A 20,458-nucleotide genomic window follows, 5' to 3' on the forward strand; every position below is an offset into this window, starting at 1 on the left:
GTCAGCCCTCCCAACCGGCCTGGTAGAGCTTGCCATGGGCCTTGTCCAAGGCTGCCCGCACCACTGGCGAGTGCTGGTAGATGTCGACGAACCTGGCAAGGCGCGGGTCGTCCTTGCTTTGCGGTCGAATGACGAACTGGATCACGTATTCCTTGTTCTCCAGCCCGTCGAATAGCAGTGCGGAGCCGGCGTCGAAGCTGTTGGCCAGGCGGATGTAGGCCGGATAGCCCTGAACCAGGTCGGCGTCGTCATAGGCGCGTACCAGCTGTACGGCCTCGACCTGAAGGATCTTCAGTTTCTTCGGGTTGGCGACGATGTCGTCCTCGGTGGCCTTGTAGCCGACCCCCGGCTTGAGGGTGATCAGCCCGGCCTTGGCCAGCAGCTGCAGGCCACGGCCGCTGTTGATCGGGTCGTTGGCGATGGCCACGCTGGCACCTTCGGGCAGGTCGGCGAAGGTTTTGTACTTTTTCGAGTACAGGCCGACGTTGTTGATGATGCCCGGGGCGTAGGGCACCAGGTTGAAGCCCGCGGCTGCCTTGGCGTTTTCCAGGAATGGGATGTGCTGGAAGTAGTTCACGTCGATGTCGCCGCTGTTGAGGCTGACATTAGGTGCGATCCAGTCGCTGAACTCGACCAGCTTCACTTCCAGGCCTTGCTTGTGCGCTTCTTCCACTGCGGCTTCCAGCGGGATGGCGAAGGCCGAGGTGGTGCCGATCTTCAGCGGTTCGGCAGCCAGCGCGCTGGCAGTCAGGCCGAGGGTGAGGGCAATGGCCGCGACGGGCCGGAACAGGTTATCAAGCATGGTGCAGGGCTCCAGTCGGGGCAGGGGTAGAGGTAAAGCGGTAAGCCGAGCCAGGGTGGTCGGCGGGCAAATGCGGGTGGTCGGCCTGGAACAGTTTTTCGCGCAGGGTGCCTTCGGCGTAGGCGGTCTTGTAGCGGCCACGTTGTTGCAACTGCGGGACGACCAGGTCGATGAAGTCCTCGAAGCTTTCCGGGGTTACGGTGCGGGTCAGGTTGAAACCGTCCAGGCCGGTTTCATCGATCCAGGCGATCAGCTGCTCGGCTACCTGCTCGGGAGCGCCGACCAGGGTCACGTAACGGCCACCCAGGGCGTGCTGCTGCAGCAGGCGCCGGCGGGTCCAGGCGTTGTCCTGCAACTGGCGCGTGGCTGACTGGATGGCGTTGCCCTGGCTGAAGACAATCGGCTCGTCCAGGGCGTAGGCGGCGAAGTCGATGCCGGTGGACGCTGCGAAGTGCGCGACCCCGGCCTCGGCGCTGGCATGGCGCAGGTACTCGGCATGCTTGGCCTGGGCCTGCTGCTCGGTGGCGGCGACGATCACCGTGATGCCCATGAACACCTTGACTGCTTGCGGGTCGCGGCCAGCGGCCTGGGCGGCGGCGCGCACCTTGTCGACCTGGGCGCGGGTGGCGGGCTTGTCCTGGCCACTGATGAACACGCATTCGGCATGGTTGCCGGCGAAGGCCAGGCCACGCTGCGAGCTGCCGGCCTGGAACAGTACCGGTGTACGTTGCGGCGAGGGTTCGCACAGGTGGTAGCCGTCGACCTTGTAGAATTCGCCCTGGTGGTTGACCTTGCGCACCTTGTCAGGCCTGGCATAGACGCGCTGCTGGCGGTCGGCGACCACGGCATCGTTGGCCCAGCTGCCTTCCAGCAGCTTGTACAGCACCTGCAGGTACTCGTCCGCCTGGTCGTAGCGGCGGTCATGCTCGGGTTGCTGCGTCAGGCCCATGGCCCGGGCGGCGCTGTCGAGGTAGCCGGTGACGATGTTCCAGCCCACCCGGCCATTGCTCAGGTGGTCCAGGGTGGAAAGGCGGCGGGCGAACAGGTACGGCGCTTCGTAGGTGAGATTGGCGGTAAGGCCGAAGCCCAGGTGGCGGGTGACGGCGGCCATGGCCAAGACCAGCAGCAACGGGTCGTTGACCGGTAGTTGGATCGACTCCTTGAGGGTGACGTCCAGCGACTGGCCGTAGATGTCGTAGGTGCCGACGATGTCGGCGATGAACAACCCGTCGAACAAGCCGCGCTCCAGCAGGCGCGCCAGGCTGGTCCAGTAATCCAGGGTCTTGTACTGGGTCGAGGTATCCCGTGGGTGGGTCCACAGGCCGTGGTTGATGTGCCCGATGCAGTTCATGTTGAAGGCATTGAGCAGTATCTGTTTGGCCATCAGATGGTCCCCCGGCGTGGTGGGTTGGCATCGTTGAGGTAGTAGTTGCCGATGGCGTGGTACTTCCAGCGCACCGGGTCGTGCAGGGTGTGCACGCGGGCGTTGCGCCAGTGGCGGTCGAGGTTGTGTTCGGCCAGGGTGGCCTGGCTACCGCCAAGTTCGAACAGGGTGGTGCCGGCCGTGAGGGAAATCTCGGTGCTGATGGCACGGGCCTCGGCCACTGCGATGGAGGCGGCGGCCACGTTGTCGGCAGTGCTGTCGTCGCGGGCGCGGTCCAGGTATTCGCCGGCGCGCTCGAGCAAGGCTTCTGCGGCGTGCAGGCGGATCGCCAGGTGGCCGAAACTCTTCAGCGTCAGCGGGTCATCGCTGGCCTTGTCCAGGCCGGAGTCGACCCAGGGGCGGCTGCGCGTGCGTACGAAGTGCAGGGCATCCTCGTATGCGGCGCGGGCGATGCCGGTGTCGATGGCGGCATGAAGGATCTGCGCCAGCGGGCCGACCGGGGTGGGGCGTTCGAAGGCGCTCTGGAAGGGCACCACGTCGGCGGCGCTGACATATACGTTGTCGAACACCACCGAGCCGCTGCCGGTGGTGCGCTGGCCGAAGCCGCTCCAGTCGTCGATCACCTGCAGGCCCTGGCTATTGGCCGGGACGAAGACCAGGTGCTGTACGCCCTGCTCATCGACCACCGAGGTGGGAATGCGCTGGGCGTAGATGGCGCCGGTGGAGTAGAACTTGCGGCCGTTGATGCGAAAGCCATCACCGTCGCGGGTCAGGCGAGTGGTGCGCTCGTTGGCGGTCTTGGTGCCCAGTTCGGCCAGGGCGTTGCCGAAGCGGCTGCCGGCCAGTACTTCGGCGTACAGGCGCTGTTGCTGTTCGGGTGTGCCGTTTACCCGCAGCACTTCCAGGCCGTAGAAATGGTTTTGCGGGATTTGCCCGAGCGAGCCGTCGGCCTGGGCGATGCGGGCAATGACCTTGGCCAGGGTGACGTTGGACACGCCGGCACCGCCGAAGGCTTTGGGCACGCTGATGGCCCACAGGCCGGAGCGGGTGAACAGCTCCAGTTCGGCATGCGGCAGGCGGCGCTCGCGGTCGCGCAGGGCGCTGTCGCGGCGCAGGTGTCGGGCGACTTCTTCGGCGACGTTCAGGGCTTCGCTGTCGCTGGTGATGATGTTTGTAGTCATGGTGTTCTCCGGGGCCTTGGGGCCGCTTTGCGGCCCATCGCGACACAAGGCCGCTCCTACAGGAGGTACGCAATCCCTTGTAGGAGCGGCCTTGTGTCGCGATGGGCTGCAAAGCAGCCCCAAGGCCCACAAATCAGATCCAGGAATGCCGTGCAGGCAAGGTGCCGTTGAGGTGATAAGCGCCAACCGCGTGGTACTTCCAGCGCACCGGGTCATGCAGGGTGTGCACCCGGGCATTGCGCCAATGGCGGTCAAGGTTGAACTCGGCGAGGGTGGCGCGGCTGCCGGCCAGCTCGAACAGCTTTTCGCTGGCCTGCAGGGCAATCTCGGTAGTCAGCACCTTGGCCTCGGCCACCGCGATCGAAGCTCGCGCCGCGCTTGCAGCATCGATCGGCGCGGCGTTGACTTCGTCGAGGACTCGCGCGGCCTTGCGCAGCAGCGCTTCGGCGGCGTGCAGCTCGAGCTTCAGGCGGCCAATGTCGGCGATCACATAGGGGTCGTCGCTGGCGCGGTCGACCTTGGCCTCGATCCATGGCCGAGCCTTTTCGCGCACGAAGCTGATGGCGTCTTCGATCGCCGCTTCGGCGATGCCAGCATCGATCGCCGCCTGGATCAGCTGCGAGGCAGCGCCCTGGATGTTGGGAATGTCGCGCTGGCGCCAGTTGTCAATCACCAGGTCGGCATCCACCGGTACCTGGTCGAGCAGCACAGTGCCGCTGGCAGTGGTGCGCTGGCCGAACCCGGACCAGTCATCGACGATGCGCAGCCCTGGGCTGCCTCGGCGCACGAATGCCAGGCGCTGGCGGCCTTCGTCGTCCAGTGCCTTGACCGCCACCCAGTGGGCGAACAGGGCACCGGTGGAATAGAACTTCTCGCCGCTGATGCGATAGCTGTCGCCGACGCGGGTGATCCTGGCCTTGAGGGTCAGGGTGTCCTTGGTGCCGCGTTCGGGGCCGGCATTGCCGATGCGCCAGCCATCGAGCACGCTGCGGAAGATCACCGCCTGCTGCGCCTCGGTGGCAGTCAGGCGCAGCAGTTGCAACATGCCGAACTGGTTCTGCGGGATCTGCCCCAGGGCCGGGTCTGCGGCGCTGATCAGACGGAACACTTCGGCCACGGTCTCGAATGACACATCGGGGCCGCCATGGGCCGTGGGAACGCTGATGCTGCCCAGGCCGCTACGGGTGAACAGTTCGATCTCGGCCCATGGCAGTTTGCGTTGCTGGTCGCGGCGGGCGGCCTGCTCGCGGGCGACCTCGGCCAGTTCGCGGGCCGCTTGCAGGGCTTCAGCGTCGTTGCGCAGTACCTTGGCCGGCAGCAGCAGGGGCGAGCTGTCGAGATCGCTGTGGAATTGGGTATTTGGTTGGCTGGACATCAGTGCCGCTCCTTGGCTGCACTCAATGCCCTGGCGTTACGCACTGGGGTGATTGTGATCCTGACCATTCCTGACCTCACAAAAAAGTAGTGCCGCTACAGCTGATCGCGACAGATATGTGCTGGTCCGGTGGTCCGGTGTATATACCCTAGTGCTTTATAAAAAGTTTATGAACTAACTCTTTGGAATATGTATAGATGGAAGGAGGAGAGTGTCTATTCCAGGCAGGCGCGATCGGTGTAGGAGCGGCCTTGTGTCGCGAAAGGGCTGCAAGGCAGCCCCGGCAATCTCGGCAGTAATGCTGAAAGCCTGGTGCCGCTGCGCGCCCCATCGCGACACAAGGCCGCTCCTACAGGGATCTGTGTATGTGCGTGCCTATTCGGAAGCAGCAGTCCCCAGGAACTTGCGCAAGAACTGCCGGGTACGTTCTTCCTTCGGCGCCGCAAACAGCGCCTTGGCCTCGCCCTGCTCCACGATCACGCCTTTGTCGAAGAAGATCACCCGGTTCGCCACGTCGCGGGCAAAGCTCATTTCGTGGGTAACGATGATCATGGTGCGCTTCTCCTCGGCCAGGCCGCGGATGGTCGCCAGCACTTCACCCACCAGTTCGGGATCCAGCGCCGAGGTCGGCTCGTCAAACAGGATCACCTCCGGTTCCATGGCCAGGGCGCGGGCGATGGCAACCCGTTGCTGCTGGCCACCGGACAGGCGCCGTGGGTAGGCGTCTTCCTTGCCCGCCAGGCCGACCTTGGCCAGCAGGCGCCGGCCCAGTTCGATGGCCTGCTCACGCGGCGTCTTCTTGACGATCACCGGCCCCTCGATCACGTTTTCCAGGGCGGTGCGATGAGGGAACAGGTTGAAGTTCTGGAACACGAACCCGGCCTGCTGGCGCAAGCGGCGAATCGCACTTTGCTGCCCACCTAACGGGCGGTTGGCGTCGATGCTGATGTCGCCAATCTGGATCTGCCCGGCATCGGGTGTTTCCAGCAGGTTGAGGCAACGCAGGAAGGTGGTCTTGCCCGAGCCGCTGGGGCCGATGATGGCCACCACTTCGCCGGGCTGCACGGTCAGGTCGATACCGTTGAGCACGGTCTGGCCCTTGAACCGCTTGGTCAGGCCTTTGACTTCAATCATGCTCAATGCTCCTGGTCATGCTGGTTGACTCGCGCTTCCATGCGGTTCTGGAAGTGCGCGAGGATGCTGCACAGCACCCAGTAGATGACCGCTACTGCCACGTACATCGTGAACACTTCGAAGGTGCGTGCGGTAATCAGCTGGGCCTGGCGGAACAGCTCGGGCACCTGGATGGTCGCCGCCAGGGCGGTGTCCTTGACCAGCGAGATGAAGCTGTTGCCCAACGGCGGCAGTGCGGTACGCAAGGCCTGGGGCAGGATCGCCCGGCGCATGGCCTGGACGCGGGTCATGCCGATACTGGCGGCGGCTTCCCACTGGCCGCGGTCGATCGAGGAGATCGCCGCGCGCAGGATTTCGCAGATGTAGGCAGCCATGTTCAGCGACAGGCCGATCAGCGATGCCGGGATCGGGTCGAGCTCGATGCCGATCTGCGGCATGCCGAAGTAGATGACGAACAGCTGCACCAGCAACGGCGTGCCGCGGAAGAACGACACGTAGACCCGCGCCAGCCAGTTCAGCGGCAAGATCTTCGACAACCGCATCAGTGCCAGGGCAAAGCCCAGCAGCAGGCCGAAGAACATGCCGCCAACACTGAGCAGCACTGTATAACCCGCGCCCTTCAGCAGGAAGGGCGCAGAGTCGACAACGAGTTGCAGGCTTTCAGCAATCATTTGGTGACATCGGCACCGAAGTATTTCTCGGACAGCTTGGCCAGCGTGCCGTCAGCCTTGAGCTTGTCCAGCGCCTTGTTGATCGCTGCCAGCAGTTCCGGCTCGCCCTTGCGCAGGGCCACGCCGCTTTCCAGGCGCGAGAATGCATCGCCGGCCAGTTCGGTGTCCTTGGCTTTTTGCGCGTATTCCAGCGCGGCCAGGCGGTCGATCAGGATGGCGTCGATACGGCCGTTGCGCAGGTCGGCGAACTTGCTGGGGTCGTCTTCATAGGTGCGCACATCGGCTTGCGGCACATCCTTCTTGACCCATTGCTCGTAGTTGGTGCCCAGGCCCACGCCGACCTTCTTGCCAGCCAGGTCTGCGGCCTTGTGAATGTTCAGCTGCTCGGCCTTCTTCTTCAGGATCAGCGCCTGGATACCGGAGATAGTGTAAGGCTCGGAGAAGTCATACTTCTTCTTGCGCTCTTCGGAAATGGTCACCTGGTTGATCACCACGTCCAGGCGCTTGGATTCCAGGGCGGCGAGGATGCCGTCCCACTTGGTCGGCTGCACCTTGGCCTTTACCCCCAGCTCCTTGGCCAGCAGTTCGGACAGCTCCACTTCGAAGCCGGTCAGCTTGCCGTTTTCGTCCTGGAAGCTGAACGGTGGGTAGGTGCCTTCGAGGCCGACGTTGATCACCCCTTTTTCCTGGATGGTCTTCAGCTGCTCGCCGGCGAAGGCCTGGCCGAGCAGGCCGGCACCCAGCAGGAGTGCCAGGCTGGCGTTGAGTAGCGGTTTGGCGAATTTCGACATTTCAGAGCCCCGCGCTTGTTGTGTAAGTAGTGGGTGGCGACTATAGGGTCGGCTGCTTAGGCCAGGAAATACTAAAAAATTATTTTGTTATTTCCTTTTTAGTTTTTGCCAGGTGCTGGCTGCTTTGAGGGTAGGCGAGGTTGCCTGCTCCGTCATCGCGGCTTATGCCTGACTTAGCGCAGGATGGAATAAAGCGTTGTTTTTTCCAAGGGAAGGATTTGCCGTAGAGTGAATTGCATGTAGGCAGGTTCGCCCCTTTCGCGGGTAAACCCGCTCCCACACAGAGACCGCACAGACATCGAAACCTGTGCAGTCCCTGTGGGAGCGGGTTTACCCGCGAGGAGGCCTAGCCTGCCGATAAAAATAGTTGGCCTACTCAGGCAGGAGAAAACCGTGAGCGAACAACCTTCACCCGGGCACTGGCAGTTGCAGAGCATCGTCACCGGCCTGCGCGGTGCCCGTGAACAATGGCGTACCCGCAATGGCCGCAGCATCGGCGAACAGGGCGGGCGTGAGCTGCCTTCGCGCGAAGCGATGCGGCACATCCTGGAGCAACTGTGCGGCGCACTGTTCCCCATGCGCCTTGGCCCGGTCGACCTGCGCGAAGAAAGCGAAGACTTCTACGTCGGCCATACCCTGGATGCCGCGCTGACCGCCTTGCTGGCCCAGGCCCGCCTGGAGTTGCGCTACGCCGCGCGGCAAAGCAAGGGCGAGCTGGCCGGCGTCGATGCCCATGCGCTGAGCCTGGTGCAGGGTTTCGCAGCCGCCCTGCCGGGCCTGCGCGTGCTGCTCGACACCGATGTGTTGGCCGCCTATCACGGCGACCCGGCGGCGCGCAGTGTCGATGAAGTGCTGCTGTGCTACCCGGGCATCCTGGCAATCATCCACCACCGCCTGGCGCACCACCTGTACCAGGCCGGCCTGCCGCTGCTGGCGCGGATCAGCTCGGAGCTGGCGCATTCGGCCACGGGGATCGACATTCACCCCGGGGCACAGATCGGCCCGAGCTTCTTCATCGACCACGGTACCGGCGTGGTGATCGGCGAAACCGCGATCATCGGCGAGCGTGTGCGCATCTACCAGGCAGTGACCTTGGGTGCCAAGCGCTTCCCCAGCGATGAATCGGGCACCCTGCACAAGGGCCTGCCACGCCACCCGATCGTCGAGGACGATGTGGTGATCTATGCCGGGGCCACGGTGCTGGGGCGGATCACCATCGGCAAAGGCTCGACTATTGGCGGCAATGTGTGGCTGACCCGCAGTGTGCCGGCCGAGAGCAACATTACCCAGGCCAACCTGCAGCTGGACTGCCAGGACAAGAACTGATCTGATATTTCCTTGGCCTGTACCGGCCTCTTCGCGTGTAAACCCGCTCCCACAGGACCCCACAGATTTTGAATCTTGTGCAGTACCTGTGGGAGCGGGCTACCCGCGAAAGGGCCGGAGCAGGAGGGCACCAATCAGCGCCCCAATTCGCATTGAAATCCGATCCATGTTTAACTTGAACGCTTGTTCAATGAAAAACGCTGGTCCGCTGCCGGTGTTCAACAGGAGGATTCCTTTGCTGAACCCGTTCATTCCGAGCCTTACGTCATTCGACGAGGTGCACCCCCAATGAGTGCACCGACCCCTTCCCTTGCCAACGGCAAGATCCGCATGAACCCCCCGGTGTTCTATTTCGCGGCAAGTTTCATCCTCATCTTCGGCCTGGTGGTCATTTCCTATCCGCAAGCAGCAGGCGCCTGGTTGTTGGCGGCGCAGAACTGGGCGGCCAACACGGTCGGCTGGTACTACATGCTGGCGATGACGCTGTACCTGGTCTTCGTGGTGGTCACCGCCTTGTCCGGCTACGGCAAGATCAAGCTCGGTGCCGACCACGACGAGCCCGAGTTCAGTTACCTGTCGTGGGCCGGCATGCTGTTTGCCGCTGGCATCAGCATCACCTTGTTCTTCTTCTGCGTGTCCGAACCCCTGACCCACCTGCTGCAGCCACCCCAGGGCGAAGCGGGCACGGCCGAGGCCGGACGCCAGGCGATGCAGATCCTGTTCCTGCACTGGGGCCTGCATGGCTGGGGTGTGTTCGCCTTCGTCGGGATGGCGCTGGCCTACTTCGCCTACCGGCACAACCTGCCGCTGGCCTTGCGTTCGGCGCTGTACCCGCTGATCGGCAAGCGCATCAACGGGCCGATCGGTTATGCAGTGGACGGCTTCGGCATCATCGCCACGGTGTTCGGCCTGGGTGCCGACATGGGGTTTGGCGTGCTGCACCTGAATGCCGGCCTCGACTACCTGTTCGGCATCGACCACAGCCAGTGGGTGCAGGTGCTGCTAATCACCCTGATGATGGGTGCGGCGGTGGCCGTGGCCGTCGCCGGGGTGGAGAAGGGGGTGCGGGTGATGAGCGACATCAACCTGTTCCTGGCCTGCACGCTGTTGCTGTTCGTGTTGTTTGCAGGGCCTACCCAGCACCTGTTCAACACGCTGATCCAGAACCTCGGCGATTACCTGGGTGCCTTGCCGCGCAAGAGCTTCGACGTCTATGCCTACGGCGAGAACCGTGACTGGCTGGGCGGCTGGACGGTGTTCTACTGGGCCTGGTGGATTGCCTGGGCGCCGTTCGTGGGCCTGTTCATCGCCCGCATCTCCCGTGGCCGCACAATCCGCGAATTCGTCTTTGGTGTGCTGTTGATTCCACTGGGCTTCACCCTGGCCTGGATGTCGATCTTCGGCAACAGCGCCCTGGACCAGGTCATCAACCATGGCATGACAGCACTGGGCCAGTCGGCGCTGGATAACCCGTCGATGAGCCTGTACCTGCTGCTGGAGACCTACCCCTGGAGCAAGACGGTGATCGCCATGACGGTGTTCATCAGTTTCGTGTTCTTCGTCACGTCGGCCGACTCGGGCACCGTGGTGCTCTCGACCTTGTCGGCCAAGGGTGGTGATGCCGACGAGGATGGGCCGAACTGGCTGCGCATCTTCTGGGGCGCGATGACGGCACTGATCACCAGTGCGCTGTTGTTCGCCGGCAGCATCGATTCGCTTAAATCGGCGGTGGTGCTGACCTCGTTGCCGTTCTCGCTGATCCTGCTGTGCATGATGTGGGGGCTGCACAAGGCGTTCTACCTGGAGTCGCAACGGCAGATCGCGCAGATGCATTCGCTGGCCCCGTTCGCCCAGTCACGCCGCGGCCGTGGTGGCTGGCGTCAGCGCCTGAGCCAGGCGGTGCACTTCCCGTCGCGTGATGAGGTGTACCGCTTCATGGACGATGTGGTGCGCCCGGCAATTGCCGATGTGCGTGAAGTGTTCGAGCAGAAGGGCCTGGTGCTGATTACCCAGGACGATCCGAGCCACGACAACGTCAGCTTGAAGATTGGCCATGGCGAAGAACAGCCGTTCATTTACCAGGTGCAGATGCGTGGCTACTTCACGCCATCGTTCGCCCTGGGTGGGCTGGGTACGCAGGAGTTGAAGAACCGCCGTTACTACCGGGCGGAAGTGCACCTGAGCGAAGGCAGCCAGAACTATGACCTGGTGGGCTACAGCAAGGAGCAGATCATCAACGACATCCTCGACCAGTACGAGCGGCACATGCAGTTTCTGCATCTGGTCCGCTAGATCGCTGGGGCCGCCTTGCGGCCCATCGCGACACAAGGCCGCTCCTACAGGAAATCGCGTACCCTGTAGGAGCGGCCTTGTGTCGCGAAAGGAGGCCGAAGGCCTCCCCAGGTCCCTGTCAGAAGGGCGCATCCCCGAGGATGGTCGCCCGATGCATCACCCGCCGGTTCGGTCGGTAGTCATCCACGGCAAAATGCTGGGTCACGCGGTTGTCCCAGAACGCCACGTCATTCTCCCGCCACCGCCAGCGAATGCTGAACTCCGGCCGCGTCGCATGGGCGAACAGCAGCTTCAGCAGTGCCTCGCTTTCCAGTTCGCTCAGCTCATTGATGCGCGTGGTGAACCCCTCGTTGACGAACAACGCCTTGCGCCCGCTCACCGGATGCGTGCGCACCACCGGGTGCGACAGCGGCGGGTTGTTGCGCCGGGTTGCTTCCCAGCGCGCCAGGTCTTGCGGTGTGGTACCGAAGCGCTCCAGCGGGAACGATTTGGTGAAGTCATGGGTGGCGGTCAGGCCGTCGAGCATCTCGCGCAGCGGTGCCGACAATGCTTCGAAGGCAGCGATGCCGCTGGCCCACAGGGTATCGCCGCCGTAGGCCGGCAACTGCTTGGCGCTGAGCACCGCGCCCAGGGCCGGGGTCGGCAGGAAGGTCACGTCGGTGTGCCACACGGCGTTGTCGCGCACATCGGTAACCGCCGTGTCGAGGATCAGCACCTGCGGGGTTTCCGGCACGTTGGGGTAGATCGGGTGGATGTGCAGGTCGCCAAAGCGGGCGGCAAAACGCGCCTGCTGCTGTGGGTTGATCGGCTGGTCGCGGAAGAACAGCACCTGGTGTTGCAGCAGCGCCTGCTCGATGGCGTCGCGTTCTTCTAAGGTGATATCGCGGCTGATGTCCACGCCGCTGATCTGGGCGCCAAGCGCCGGGCTGAGGGGGGTAATGGTCAGGCTCATGTCGGTCTCTTCAAACAGGCGCCAGGCTGCTGGCGTGGTCAACAGGATTCAGTGGCTCTGCCCGTGCCAAGGCACCAGTTTGCGTTGCAGGGCACGCAGGCTCATTTCCAGGGCGAAGGCGATCAGCGCGATCAGCAGGATCCCCAGCACCACTACATCGGTAACCAGGAACTGCGCCGCCGACTGCACCATGAAGCCCAGGCCGCTGGTGGCGGCGATCAGCTCGGCGGCCACCAGGGTCGACCAGCCAACGCCCAGGCCAATGCGGATGCCGGTGAGGATGTCGGGCAGGGCGCTGGGCAGGATCACGTGGCGGATCAGCTGGGCCTTGGTCGCGCCCAGCGATTGCGCGGCACGCAGCTTGGCCGGGTCGACCGTGCGTACGCCGGTGGCGGTGGCAATGGCAATAGGGGCGAAGATTGCCAGATAGATCAGCAGCACCTTGGACAGCTCGCCGATGCCGCACCAGATGACGATCAGCGGCAGGTAGGCCAGCGGCGGGATCGGCCGGTAGAACTCGATCAGCGGGTCGAGAATGCCGCGGGCCACGCGGTTGTAGCCGATGGCGATACCCACCGGGATGGCGGTAAGCGTGGCGGCAAGCAGGGCCACGCCGATGCGCCCCAGGCTGGCACCCAGATGCTGCCACAGGCTGGCATCCATGTAGCCTTGGATCAGCAGGGTTCCGGCCTTGGTCAGGATGTCGGCGGGCGAGGGCAGGAACAGCGGTTCGATCCAGCCGGCCGCTGTCACCAGCCACCAGGCAAACAACAGGCTGGCCAGGGTCAGGGTGCTTATCCAGCGGGTGGGCAGGGGGCGGCGCAGCTTGGTGGCTGGCCGGGGTCGGGTGTTGCGTTTGCCGGCGACCGGCAGGTCCAGGCTGCTCATGCGCGCTCCTGCAGGCTTTGACGTTGGGAGAACACCCGTGCCAGTACGTGCTCGCGGGTCTCGATGAAGGCCGGGTCGGACTTGATCGCCCGCGCGGGCTCTCCTGCTGCGTAGCGCTGGCCGAAGTCGAGTTGCAGGCGCTCCACCACGCGCCCCGGATTGGGCGCCAGCAGCACCAGCTCGCTGGCGAGGAACACTGCTTCTTCGATGTCGTGAGTAATCAGAAACACCGGTTTGGCAGTGCGTTGCCATACCTGCAGCAACAATTCCTGCATCTGCTCGCGGGTGAAGGCATCAAGAGCGCCGAACGGCTCGTCCATCAGCAACACCCGTGGATTGGCTGCCAACGCCCGGGCCAGGCCCACGCGCTGCTTCTGGCCACCGGACAATTGCCAGATGCGCCGCTCGCCAAAGCCATCGAGGTCGACCAGGGCCAACATTTCGCGGGCCTTGGCCTCACGCTCAGCACGTGACACGCCGGCCAGTTCCAGGCCGAATGCGACGTTGCCCAGCACGTTCTGCCAGGGCAGCAGCGCATCGTCCTGGAACACTACGCCGCGCTCGGCACCGGGCCCCTGAACTGGCACGCCGTCCAGGGTGATACGCCCGCCGCTGGGGGCGACGAAGCCGGCGATCAGGTTGAGCAGCGAGGTCTTTCCGCTGCCGGAAGGCCCCAGGGCCACCAGCAGTTGGCGCGGCCCCAGGCTCAGGTTGATGTCGGCCAGTACCGGGGTTTCGGCACCGGGGTACTGTGCGCTGATGCGCTCCAGTTCGAGCAAGGCCATGGCAGGCTCCGGTCGGTTTTCTACAGGCTTAGTTGGGCAGGTACTGGGCGCTGACGTACGGCGAGTAGTCCGGCAGCACCGCGTCGACCTTGCCTTGCTGCTTGAGGAAGGTGGCCGTGTCGGTCAGCGCCTGGGTGGTCGGCGCGCCCAGTGCATTGGCCTGGTCGGCAGCCAGCGGGTAGACGTTGCCCTGCAGCAGCACCGGGATGTCAGCAGGTTTGGCACCAGACAGTTTGGCCAGCTTGCTCACGTTGTCGGGGTTGGCCAGCCAGGCTTGCGGGTTCTTGCGGTAGTCGGCGTAGGCGTCGAGGGTGACCTTGGCGAAGGCCTTGACCACGTCGGGATGCTTGGCGGCGAAGTCCTTGCGCACGATCCATGCGTCGAAGGTCGGTGCGCCTTTCTCGGCCAGCTCGCCGGAGGTAATCAGCACCTTGCCGTTTTCCTTGGCTACGCCCAGGGCCGGGTCCCAGACGTAGGTGGCATCGATGTCGCCGCGCTTCCAGGCGGCAATGATCGCCGGCGGCGCCAGGTTGAGGATCTGCACCTTGGACGGGTCGATGTTCCAGCTCTTCAGCGCGGCCAGCAGGCTGTAGTGGCCGGTGGAGACGAACGGCACGGCGACTTTCTTACCGACCAGATCTTGTGGCGTCTTGATGCTGTCGCGAGCGACCAGCGCTTCACCGGCGCCAATCTGTGTGGCGATCAGGAAGGTCTCGACCGGCAGCTTGCGGGTGGCTGCGGCGGCCAGCGGGCTGGAGCCCAGGTAGCCGATCTGTACGTCGCCGCTGGCTACGGCGGTGATCACGTCGGCGCCGTTGTCGAATTTGCGCCAGTCGATGCTGGCGTTGCTGGCTTTTTCGTAGTTGCCATCGACCTGCGCCACTTTGGCTGGGTCGACGGTGGTCTGGTAGGCCACGGTCAGGTCGGCAGCCTGGGCCAACCAACTGGCGCTGGCGAGGGTCAGGGCGGCGAACAGGCGCAGCGGAGCGTGCGGGATCATGGTGGACCTCTCGTCAGGCAATCGGTGTGATGGATGGCGAGAAGGCTAAATGATCTAAGAAAATTAAAATAAATAACTTTTTTGCATTAGCTTAGGAGCCAATTGTTTGAAATCACCGCCTACCTTTACGCGCTTCCTGTAGGAGCGGCCTTGTGTCGCGATGGGCCGCAAGGCGGCCCCGGCAATTTACGCGGCGTTAGCTGAAATTTTGGGGCTGCTTCGCACCCCATCGCGACACAAGGCCGCTCCTACAGAGGGGCGCGTTAGCAGGGAAAGACTGGTGATTTCGCTCAATGGCGAAATCCGAGAGTGCTGCTAGCCTTTTTCGTCCCGATAGAACGATACGGAATTAGGTTATGAGCAAACGTTTGCAAATAACCAATGGTTATGAAAAATACGCTGCTGCTAACGAATGGCAGTAACAGTTCCTAACATATTCCTTAAAAATCTTACCAATTCATAAAACAGTCATTTTGGATTTATAGGATTGTCATTATCCTGTAGCGCAGGTGGCGTCTTAGACCAAAGTCGCGAAACGTTTAGAAACGATTGACTAAACGGTCACACTTTGGGACTAAATCGCCAATCCACGGTGAGCGGGGCAGCAGATCCCACCGCCAGAGATACACAAGAATTAGAACGTAGAGGAGCAAAACATGTACAAGTCCAGCCTGGCCCTGGCCGTGGCACTGGGGGTTCTCGCCCAACAAGCAGGCGCTGCCGGTTTCGTTGAAGACAGCAAACTGTCGCTCAGCTCGCGCACCATGTACTTCAACGACGACAACCGCGAAAGCGGTATCGACCAGAAAGAAAGCGGTCAAGGCTTCAAGCTCGACTACCTGTCTGGCTTCACCGAAGGCACCGTAGGTTTTGGTGTCGACGTTCAGGCACTGTGGGGCATTCACCTGGATGGTGGCCGTGGTAGCCGTCCAGATGCCAACAACACCTTCTTCCCAAGCGACTCCGATGGTTCGGCAGTCCACGACTGGGCACGCATTGGTGGTAACGCCAAGGCTCGCTTCTCCAAGACCGAGGTTCACTACGGTAGCGCCCTGGCGCCTATGCTGCCGATCCTGGTCTCCAACGATGGCCGTCTGCTGCCGCAGACCTTCGAGGGTGGCACCCTGCAGTCGAAGGAAATCGACAATCTGACCATCAATGCTGGTCAACTGACCCACGCCATGGGTCGTGCTTCGAGCAACCGTACCGGTCTTTCCGTTTCTGGCGCCTTCCGCGACAGCAACAAGTTCCAGTTTGCCGGTGGTGACTACAAGCTCACTCCAGACCTGACCCTGCAGTACTACTACTCGAACCTGGAAGACTTCTACAAGCAGCACTTCCTGGGTGCTACCCACGTCTTCAAGATCGCCGACAACCAGTCGTTCAAGACCGACCTGCGCTACTTCGATAGCCGCAGCGACGGCAAGAATGGCGAGACCGGTTACGCCTTCGACAACAACGGTGGCTACGCGAAGAACGGGGGCGAGGTCGACAACAAGACCTGGAGCGCCATGTTCACCTACACCCTGGGTGGCCACGCGCTGATGCTCGGTCACCAGCAAGTGGGTGACGATGGTGGTTTCGTCTGGCTGAACCAAGGTAGCGTCCGCAAGGACGGCGCCACTTCCTCGCTGGAAGGCAATGGCGGCGCAAGCTTCTACCTGTTCACCGATAGCATGATCAACCAGTTCGCTCGTGCCGGTGAGAACACCACCTTCGGTCAGTACTCCTATGACTTCGCGTCCCTGGGCGTTCCAGGCCTGAAGGCTTCGGTGGCCTACCTGCGTGGTGACGACATCCGCAACAAGTCGGGCGACGGCAGCTACAACGAATGGGAACGTGACGCACGCGTCGACTACACCATTCAGCAAGGCTCCCTCAAAGGCCTGGGCTTCAGCCTGCGTCAGGGTGTTTACCGTGGTAGCGGCGAAAGCATCGGGGACAAAGACCAGACTCGCTTCATCGTGAACTACACTTACAACTTCCTGTAAGCCGTAGCTGAACAAGAAGCCTCGCCTAGCGCGAGGCTTTTTTGTATCTGCAATCTCGTATGCATAATGGTTATAAATAAATCAGTATTTATTCTTTTTGTTTTTAATCAAATGCAGGCACATTCAACCCACACGGTACAGAACCCAGCACAAAGGAGCCGCAGCCCATGAGCCTAAAACTCGGCGATATCGCCCCCGATTTCGAACAGGATTCCAGCGAAGGCAAGATCCGCTTCCACGAGTGGCTGGGCAACAGCTGGGGGGTGTTGTTCTCCCACCCGGCCGACTTCACCCCGGTGTGCACCACCGAACTGGGCCTTACCGCCAAGCTGAAGGACGATTTCGCCAAACGCGGGGTCAAGGCCATCGCCCTGTCGGTGGACCCGGTCGATTCGCACCACCGCTGGATCGATGACATCAACGAAACCCAGAACACCGTGGTCAACTTCCCGATCATTGCCGACGCCGACCGCAAGGTGTCTGACCTGTACGACCTGATCCACCCGAACGCCAGCGACACCCTGACTGTGCGCTCGCTGTTCGTCATCGACCCAAACAAGAAGGTGCGCCTGACCATCACCTACCCGGCCAGTACCGGGCGCAACTTCAACGAAATCTTGCGGGTGATCGACTCGCTGCAGCTGACCGACAACCACAAGGTCGCCACGCCAGGTAACTGGCAGGACGGTGACGACGTGGTAATCGTGCCCTCGCTGAAGGACGAGGAAGAGATCAAACAGCGCTTCCCCAAAGGTTACCGGGCGGTCAAACCCTATCTGCGGCTGACCCCGCAGCCCAATCGTTAAAGGATTCCTCGTTGCATTGCTCTTAGCCAAAGCAGGGATATTCGGGCCGTTTCGACGGCCCTTTTTTATACCTGCTGAAAACTGCGATGGCTTCTTCGCGGGTATACCCGCGAAAAGGTCAAAACAGGAGCTTGATAAAAAATGGAATAAACAAATGAAAAAATATGATTTCTAGATATATGCGCCGACTGTTAATGTCACCTCCAACAGAACACAAGGAAGCGCTGCAATGCTGGTCGTCTCAATCGGTGGTACCCCCAGTACCCGTTCACGCTCCGGCGTGCTGCTGGAGCGTTCTCGCCAGTGGCTGCAGGACCGTGGGGTCGAGGTAGTGACGTTCCAGGTGCGTGACTTTCCCGCCGAAGACCTGCTGCACGCCCGTTTCGACAGCCCGCAGGTGCAGCACTTCCAGCAGCTGGTGGCCCAGGCCGATGGCCTGATAGTCGCCACACCCGTATACAAGGCCTCGTTCGCCGGTGCCCTGAAAACCTTGCTCGACCTGCTGCCCGAACGCGCCCTGGTACACAAGATCGTGTTGCCAATCGCCACCGGCGGCAGCATCGCTCACATGCTGGCGGTGGATTACGCACTGAAACCTGTGCTGTCGGCACTCAAGGCGCAAGAGACCCTGCAAGGGATCTTCGCCGACGACAGTCAGGTCGCCTACGGAGAAGGCAGCAGGCCTGCGCAGCTCGCAGCTGCGCTGGAAGAACGCCTGCAGGACGCGCTGGAAACCTTCCACGTTGCACTGGCCCGTCGGCCGCGCCCCGTGGCCCCCGGCGTATTGAACGAACGCCTGATCAGCGCTCGCTGGAGCATCTGACCGGCCCAACCCGCTTTACCACCTTACTCGCCCGACAACGAGGCAAGCAGGTGCAACCCGAACCCACTCGCACAGGAGAGCGCCATGCGCACAGTCTTCTTGCGTCGCGGTCTGGTCGCCCTGTTTGCGGCGGCTGTGTCCTTCGGCGCCATCACCCAAGCCCAGGCCGAGAGCCTGCGTATCGGTTACCAGAAATACGGCACCCTGGTGCTGCTCAAGGCCAAGGGCACGCTGGAAAAGCGCCTGGCCGAGCAGGGCGTGCAGGTGCAATGGACCGAGTTCCCCGGCGGCCCGCAGCTGCTTGAGGGGCTGAACGTCGGCTCCATCGACTTTGGCGTCACCGGCGAAACCCCACCGGTGTTTGCCCAGGCCGCCGGTGCCGACCTGCTGTACGTCGCCTACGAGCCGCCAGCGCCGCACAGCGAGGCAATCCTGGTGCCGAAGGGCTCACCGATCCAGTCGGTCAAAGACCTCAAGGGCAAGAAAGTCGCCCTCAACAAAGGCTCCAACGTTCACTACCTGCTGGTTCGCGCCCTGGAAGACGCAGGCCTGAAATACACCGACATCCAGCCGGTGTACCTGCCCCCGGCCGACGCCCGCGCCGCCTTCGAGCGCGGCAGCGTGGACGCCTGGGTGATCTGGGACCCGTACCAGGCTGCCGCCGAGAAACAGCTGCAGGCTCATACCCTGCGTGACGGCAAGGGCCTGGTCGACAACCATCAGTTCTACCTGGCCACCCGCAACTACGCGACCCAGCACCCGGCGGTGATCAACACCCTGATCGAAGAAGTGCGTGCCGTGGGTGAATGGTCCAAGGCCAACCCACAGGAAGTGACAGAACAGGTCGCGCCGCTGCTCGGCCTGCCTGGCGACATCACCCTGACCTCGGTCAAGCGCCAAGGCTACGGTGCCGCGCCGCTCACCCCGGAAGTGGTGGCCGCACAACAGAAGATCGCCGACACGTTCCAGGCACTGAAGCTGATTCCCAAGCCGCTGAGCATCAAGGACGTGATCTGGACACCCCCGGCCAAGGTCGCCAGTGCGCCTTGATTGATTCGCCTGCGCCGGGGCGCCGCCCTGGCTGAGCCCCCTTGAGGAGACAACTCCAATGAGCCTTAACATCTTCTGGTTCCTTCCTACCCACGGTGACGGCAAGTACCTGGGCACCTCCGATGGTGCACGCGCCGTCGACCATGGCTACCTGCAGCAGATCGCCCAGGCGGCTGACCGGCTCGGCTTCGGTGGCGTGCTGATCCCTACCGGGCGTTCCTGCGAGGACTCCTGGCTGGTCGCGGCATCGCTGATCCCTGTGACCCAGCGGCTGAAGTTCCTGGTCGCCCTGCGCCCCGGGATCATTTCGCCGACCGTGGCGGCACGCCAGGCAGCAACCCTTGATCGCCTGTCCAACGGCCGCGCGCTGTTCAACCTGGTGACCGGTGGCGACCCGGACGAGTTGGCCGGTGACGGCCTGCACCTGAACCATCAGGAACGTTATGAAGCCTCTGTGGAGTTCACCCGTATCTGGCGCAAGGTGCTGGAAGGCGAGGTGGTCGACTATGACGGCAAGCACATCCAGGTGAAGGGCGCCAAGCTGCTCTACCCGCCGATCCAGCAACCACGCCCACCTCTGTATTTCGGCGGTTCCTCCGAAGCCGCACAGGACCTGGCCGCCGAGCAGGTCGAGCTGTACCTGACCTGGGGCGAGCCGCCGAGTGCGGTCGCCGAAAAAATCGCCCAGGTGCGTGAGAAAGCCGCTGCCCAGGGCCGTGAAGTGCGCTTCGGCATCCGCCTGCACGTGATCGTGCGGGAGACCAATGAAGAAGCATGGGCCGCCGCCGACAAGCTGATCTCGCACCTGGACGACGACACCATCGCTCGTGCCCAGGCCTCGCTTGCGCGCTTCGACTCGGTCGGCCAGCAACGCATGGCCGCCCTGCACAACGGCAACCGTGACAAGCTGGAAGTCAGCCCCAACCTGTGGGCCGGTGTCGGCCTGGTACGTGGTGGTGCCGGTACCGCGCTGGTGGGGGATGGCCCGACCGTCGCGGCGCGGGTCAAGGAATATGCCGAGCTGGGCATCGATACCTTCATCTTCTCCGGCTACCCGCACCTGGAAGAGTCGTACCGGGTGGCCGAGCTGCTGTTCCCGCACCTGGATGTGCAACGCCCGGAGCAAGCCAAGACCGGTGGCTATGTGAGCCCGTTTGGCGAAATGGTGGCCAACGACATACTGCCCAAGTCCGTAGCGCAGAGCTGA

18 protein-coding genes are annotated in these 20,458 nt (G+C 62.8%); 7 read left to right on the plus strand and 11 right to left on the minus strand.

The window, feature by feature from the left end; translation table 11 throughout:
- Position 1: 1 nt before the first annotated feature.
- The 7 genes from V3314_RS04760 to tcyJ all read right to left on the minus strand — a co-directional run bounded on the left by V3314_RS04760 (position 2) and on the right by tcyJ (position 7,338).
- On the minus strand, positions 2-802 hold the full coding sequence (locus V3314_RS04760; protein WP_046614545.1) for a MetQ/NlpA family ABC transporter substrate-binding protein: 801 nt from the start codon (positions 800-802) through the stop codon (positions 2-4).
- Positions 795-2,186 carry an LLM class flavin-dependent oxidoreductase gene (locus V3314_RS04765; RefSeq protein ID WP_046614544.1) on the minus strand — a complete coding sequence of 464 codons (1,392 nt, stop codon included), beginning with the start codon at positions 2,184-2,186 and terminating at the stop codon, positions 795-797. Before V3314_RS04765 ends, V3314_RS04760 begins: the two co-directional genes overlap by 8 nt.
- Complete coding sequence (locus tag V3314_RS04770) at positions 2,186-3,367, minus strand: SfnB family sulfur acquisition oxidoreductase (protein WP_046614543.1); 1,182 nt, start codon at positions 3,365-3,367, stop codon at positions 2,186-2,188. The genes V3314_RS04765 and V3314_RS04770 overlap by 1 nt, the downstream gene beginning before the upstream one ends.
- Positions 3,368-3,500: 133 nt before the next feature.
- Positions 3,501-4,742, minus strand: coding sequence for an SfnB family sulfur acquisition oxidoreductase (locus V3314_RS04775; RefSeq protein ID WP_338459971.1), 1,242 nt, complete (start codon positions 4,740-4,742; stop codon positions 3,501-3,503).
- A gap of 375 nt (positions 4,743-5,117) precedes the next feature.
- Positions 5,118-5,876 (minus strand): L-cystine ABC transporter ATP-binding protein TcyN, encoded by a 759-nt coding sequence (gene tcyN, locus V3314_RS04780; protein WP_013970435.1) that lies wholly within the window; start codon positions 5,874-5,876, stop codon positions 5,118-5,120.
- Between the two features lie 2 nt (positions 5,877-5,878).
- Positions 5,879-6,547 carry a cystine ABC transporter permease gene (gene tcyL, locus V3314_RS04785; RefSeq protein ID WP_025337317.1) on the minus strand — a complete coding sequence of 223 codons (669 nt, stop codon included), beginning with the start codon at positions 6,545-6,547 and terminating at the stop codon, positions 5,879-5,881.
- Positions 6,544-7,338, minus strand: a complete 795-nt coding sequence (gene tcyJ / locus V3314_RS04790; protein WP_003257420.1) for a cystine ABC transporter substrate-binding protein — start codon at positions 7,336-7,338, stop codon at positions 6,544-6,546. Before tcyJ ends, tcyL begins: the two co-directional genes overlap by 4 nt.
- A 393-nt stretch (positions 7,339-7,731) precedes the next feature.
- Here tcyJ and epsC point away from each other — a divergent pair, with 393 nt between their 5' ends.
- Both epsC and betT read left to right on the plus strand, forming a co-directional pair.
- Complete coding sequence (gene epsC, locus V3314_RS04795; RefSeq protein WP_338459972.1) at positions 7,732-8,664, plus strand: serine O-acetyltransferase EpsC; 933 nt, start codon at positions 7,732-7,734, stop codon at positions 8,662-8,664.
- A 330-nt stretch (positions 8,665-8,994) separates the two neighbouring features.
- Positions 8,995-10,956, plus strand: coding sequence for a choline transporter BetT (betT, locus tag V3314_RS04800; protein WP_338460308.1), 1,962 nt, complete (start codon positions 8,995-8,997; stop codon positions 10,954-10,956).
- 118 nt (positions 10,957-11,074) lie between these two features.
- Here betT and tauD read toward each other — a convergent pair whose 3' ends face one another.
- From tauD to tauA, 4 genes are read right to left on the minus strand one after another with little or no spacing between them, the layout of a single operon-like run.
- Entirely contained in the window at positions 11,075-11,908 is an 834-nt protein-coding gene (tauD, locus tag V3314_RS04805; protein WP_046614555.1) for a taurine dioxygenase, read from the minus strand.
- A gap of 48 nt (positions 11,909-11,956) precedes the next feature.
- Positions 11,957-12,796 carry a taurine ABC transporter permease TauC gene (gene tauC / locus V3314_RS04810; protein ID WP_338459973.1) on the minus strand — a complete coding sequence of 280 codons (840 nt, stop codon included), beginning with the start codon at positions 12,794-12,796 and terminating at the stop codon, positions 11,957-11,959.
- A complete protein-coding gene (gene tauB / locus V3314_RS04815; protein WP_085599947.1) occupies positions 12,793-13,581 on the minus strand; it encodes a taurine ABC transporter ATP-binding subunit in 789 nt (262 codons plus the stop codon). Before tauB ends, tauC begins: the two co-directional genes overlap by 4 nt.
- 28 nt (positions 13,582-13,609) lie before the next feature.
- Complete coding sequence (tauA, locus tag V3314_RS04820; protein ID WP_046614539.1) at positions 13,610-14,581, minus strand: taurine ABC transporter substrate-binding protein; 972 nt, start codon at positions 14,579-14,581, stop codon at positions 13,610-13,612.
- Positions 14,582-15,237: 656 nt separating this feature from the next.
- Here tauA and V3314_RS04825 point away from each other — a divergent pair.
- The 5 genes from V3314_RS04825 (at position 15,238) to ssuD (ending at position 20,458) form a co-directional block, all read left to right on the plus strand.
- The gene (locus V3314_RS04825; protein ID WP_108480030.1) at positions 15,238-16,572 is read left to right on the plus strand and encodes an OprD family porin; all 1,335 of its coding nucleotides are present in this window, start codon (positions 15,238-15,240) and stop codon (positions 16,570-16,572) included.
- Between the two features lie 167 nt (positions 16,573-16,739).
- Positions 16,740-17,378 (plus strand): peroxiredoxin, encoded by a 639-nt coding sequence (locus V3314_RS04830; RefSeq protein ID WP_013970445.1) that lies wholly within the window; start codon positions 16,740-16,742, stop codon positions 17,376-17,378.
- Between the two features lie 229 nt (positions 17,379-17,607).
- On the plus strand, positions 17,608-18,201 hold the full coding sequence (ssuE, locus tag V3314_RS04835) for an NADPH-dependent FMN reductase (RefSeq protein ID WP_338459975.1): 594 nt from the start codon (positions 17,608-17,610) through the stop codon (positions 18,199-18,201).
- An 84-nt stretch (positions 18,202-18,285) separates the two neighbouring features.
- Entirely contained in the window at positions 18,286-19,251 is a 966-nt protein-coding gene (locus V3314_RS04840; RefSeq protein ID WP_046614536.1) for a sulfonate ABC transporter substrate-binding protein, read from the plus strand.
- A 58-nt stretch (positions 19,252-19,309) separates the two neighbouring features.
- A complete protein-coding gene (ssuD, locus tag V3314_RS04845) occupies positions 19,310-20,458 on the plus strand; it encodes an FMNH2-dependent alkanesulfonate monooxygenase (protein ID WP_025337326.1) in 1,149 nt (382 codons plus the stop codon).

It is taken from the genome of Pseudomonas sp. TE3-3-F2023 (assembly GCF_036784815.1).
GTDB lineage: Bacteria > Pseudomonadota > Gammaproteobacteria > Pseudomonadales > Pseudomonadaceae > Aquipseudomonas > Aquipseudomonas pudica.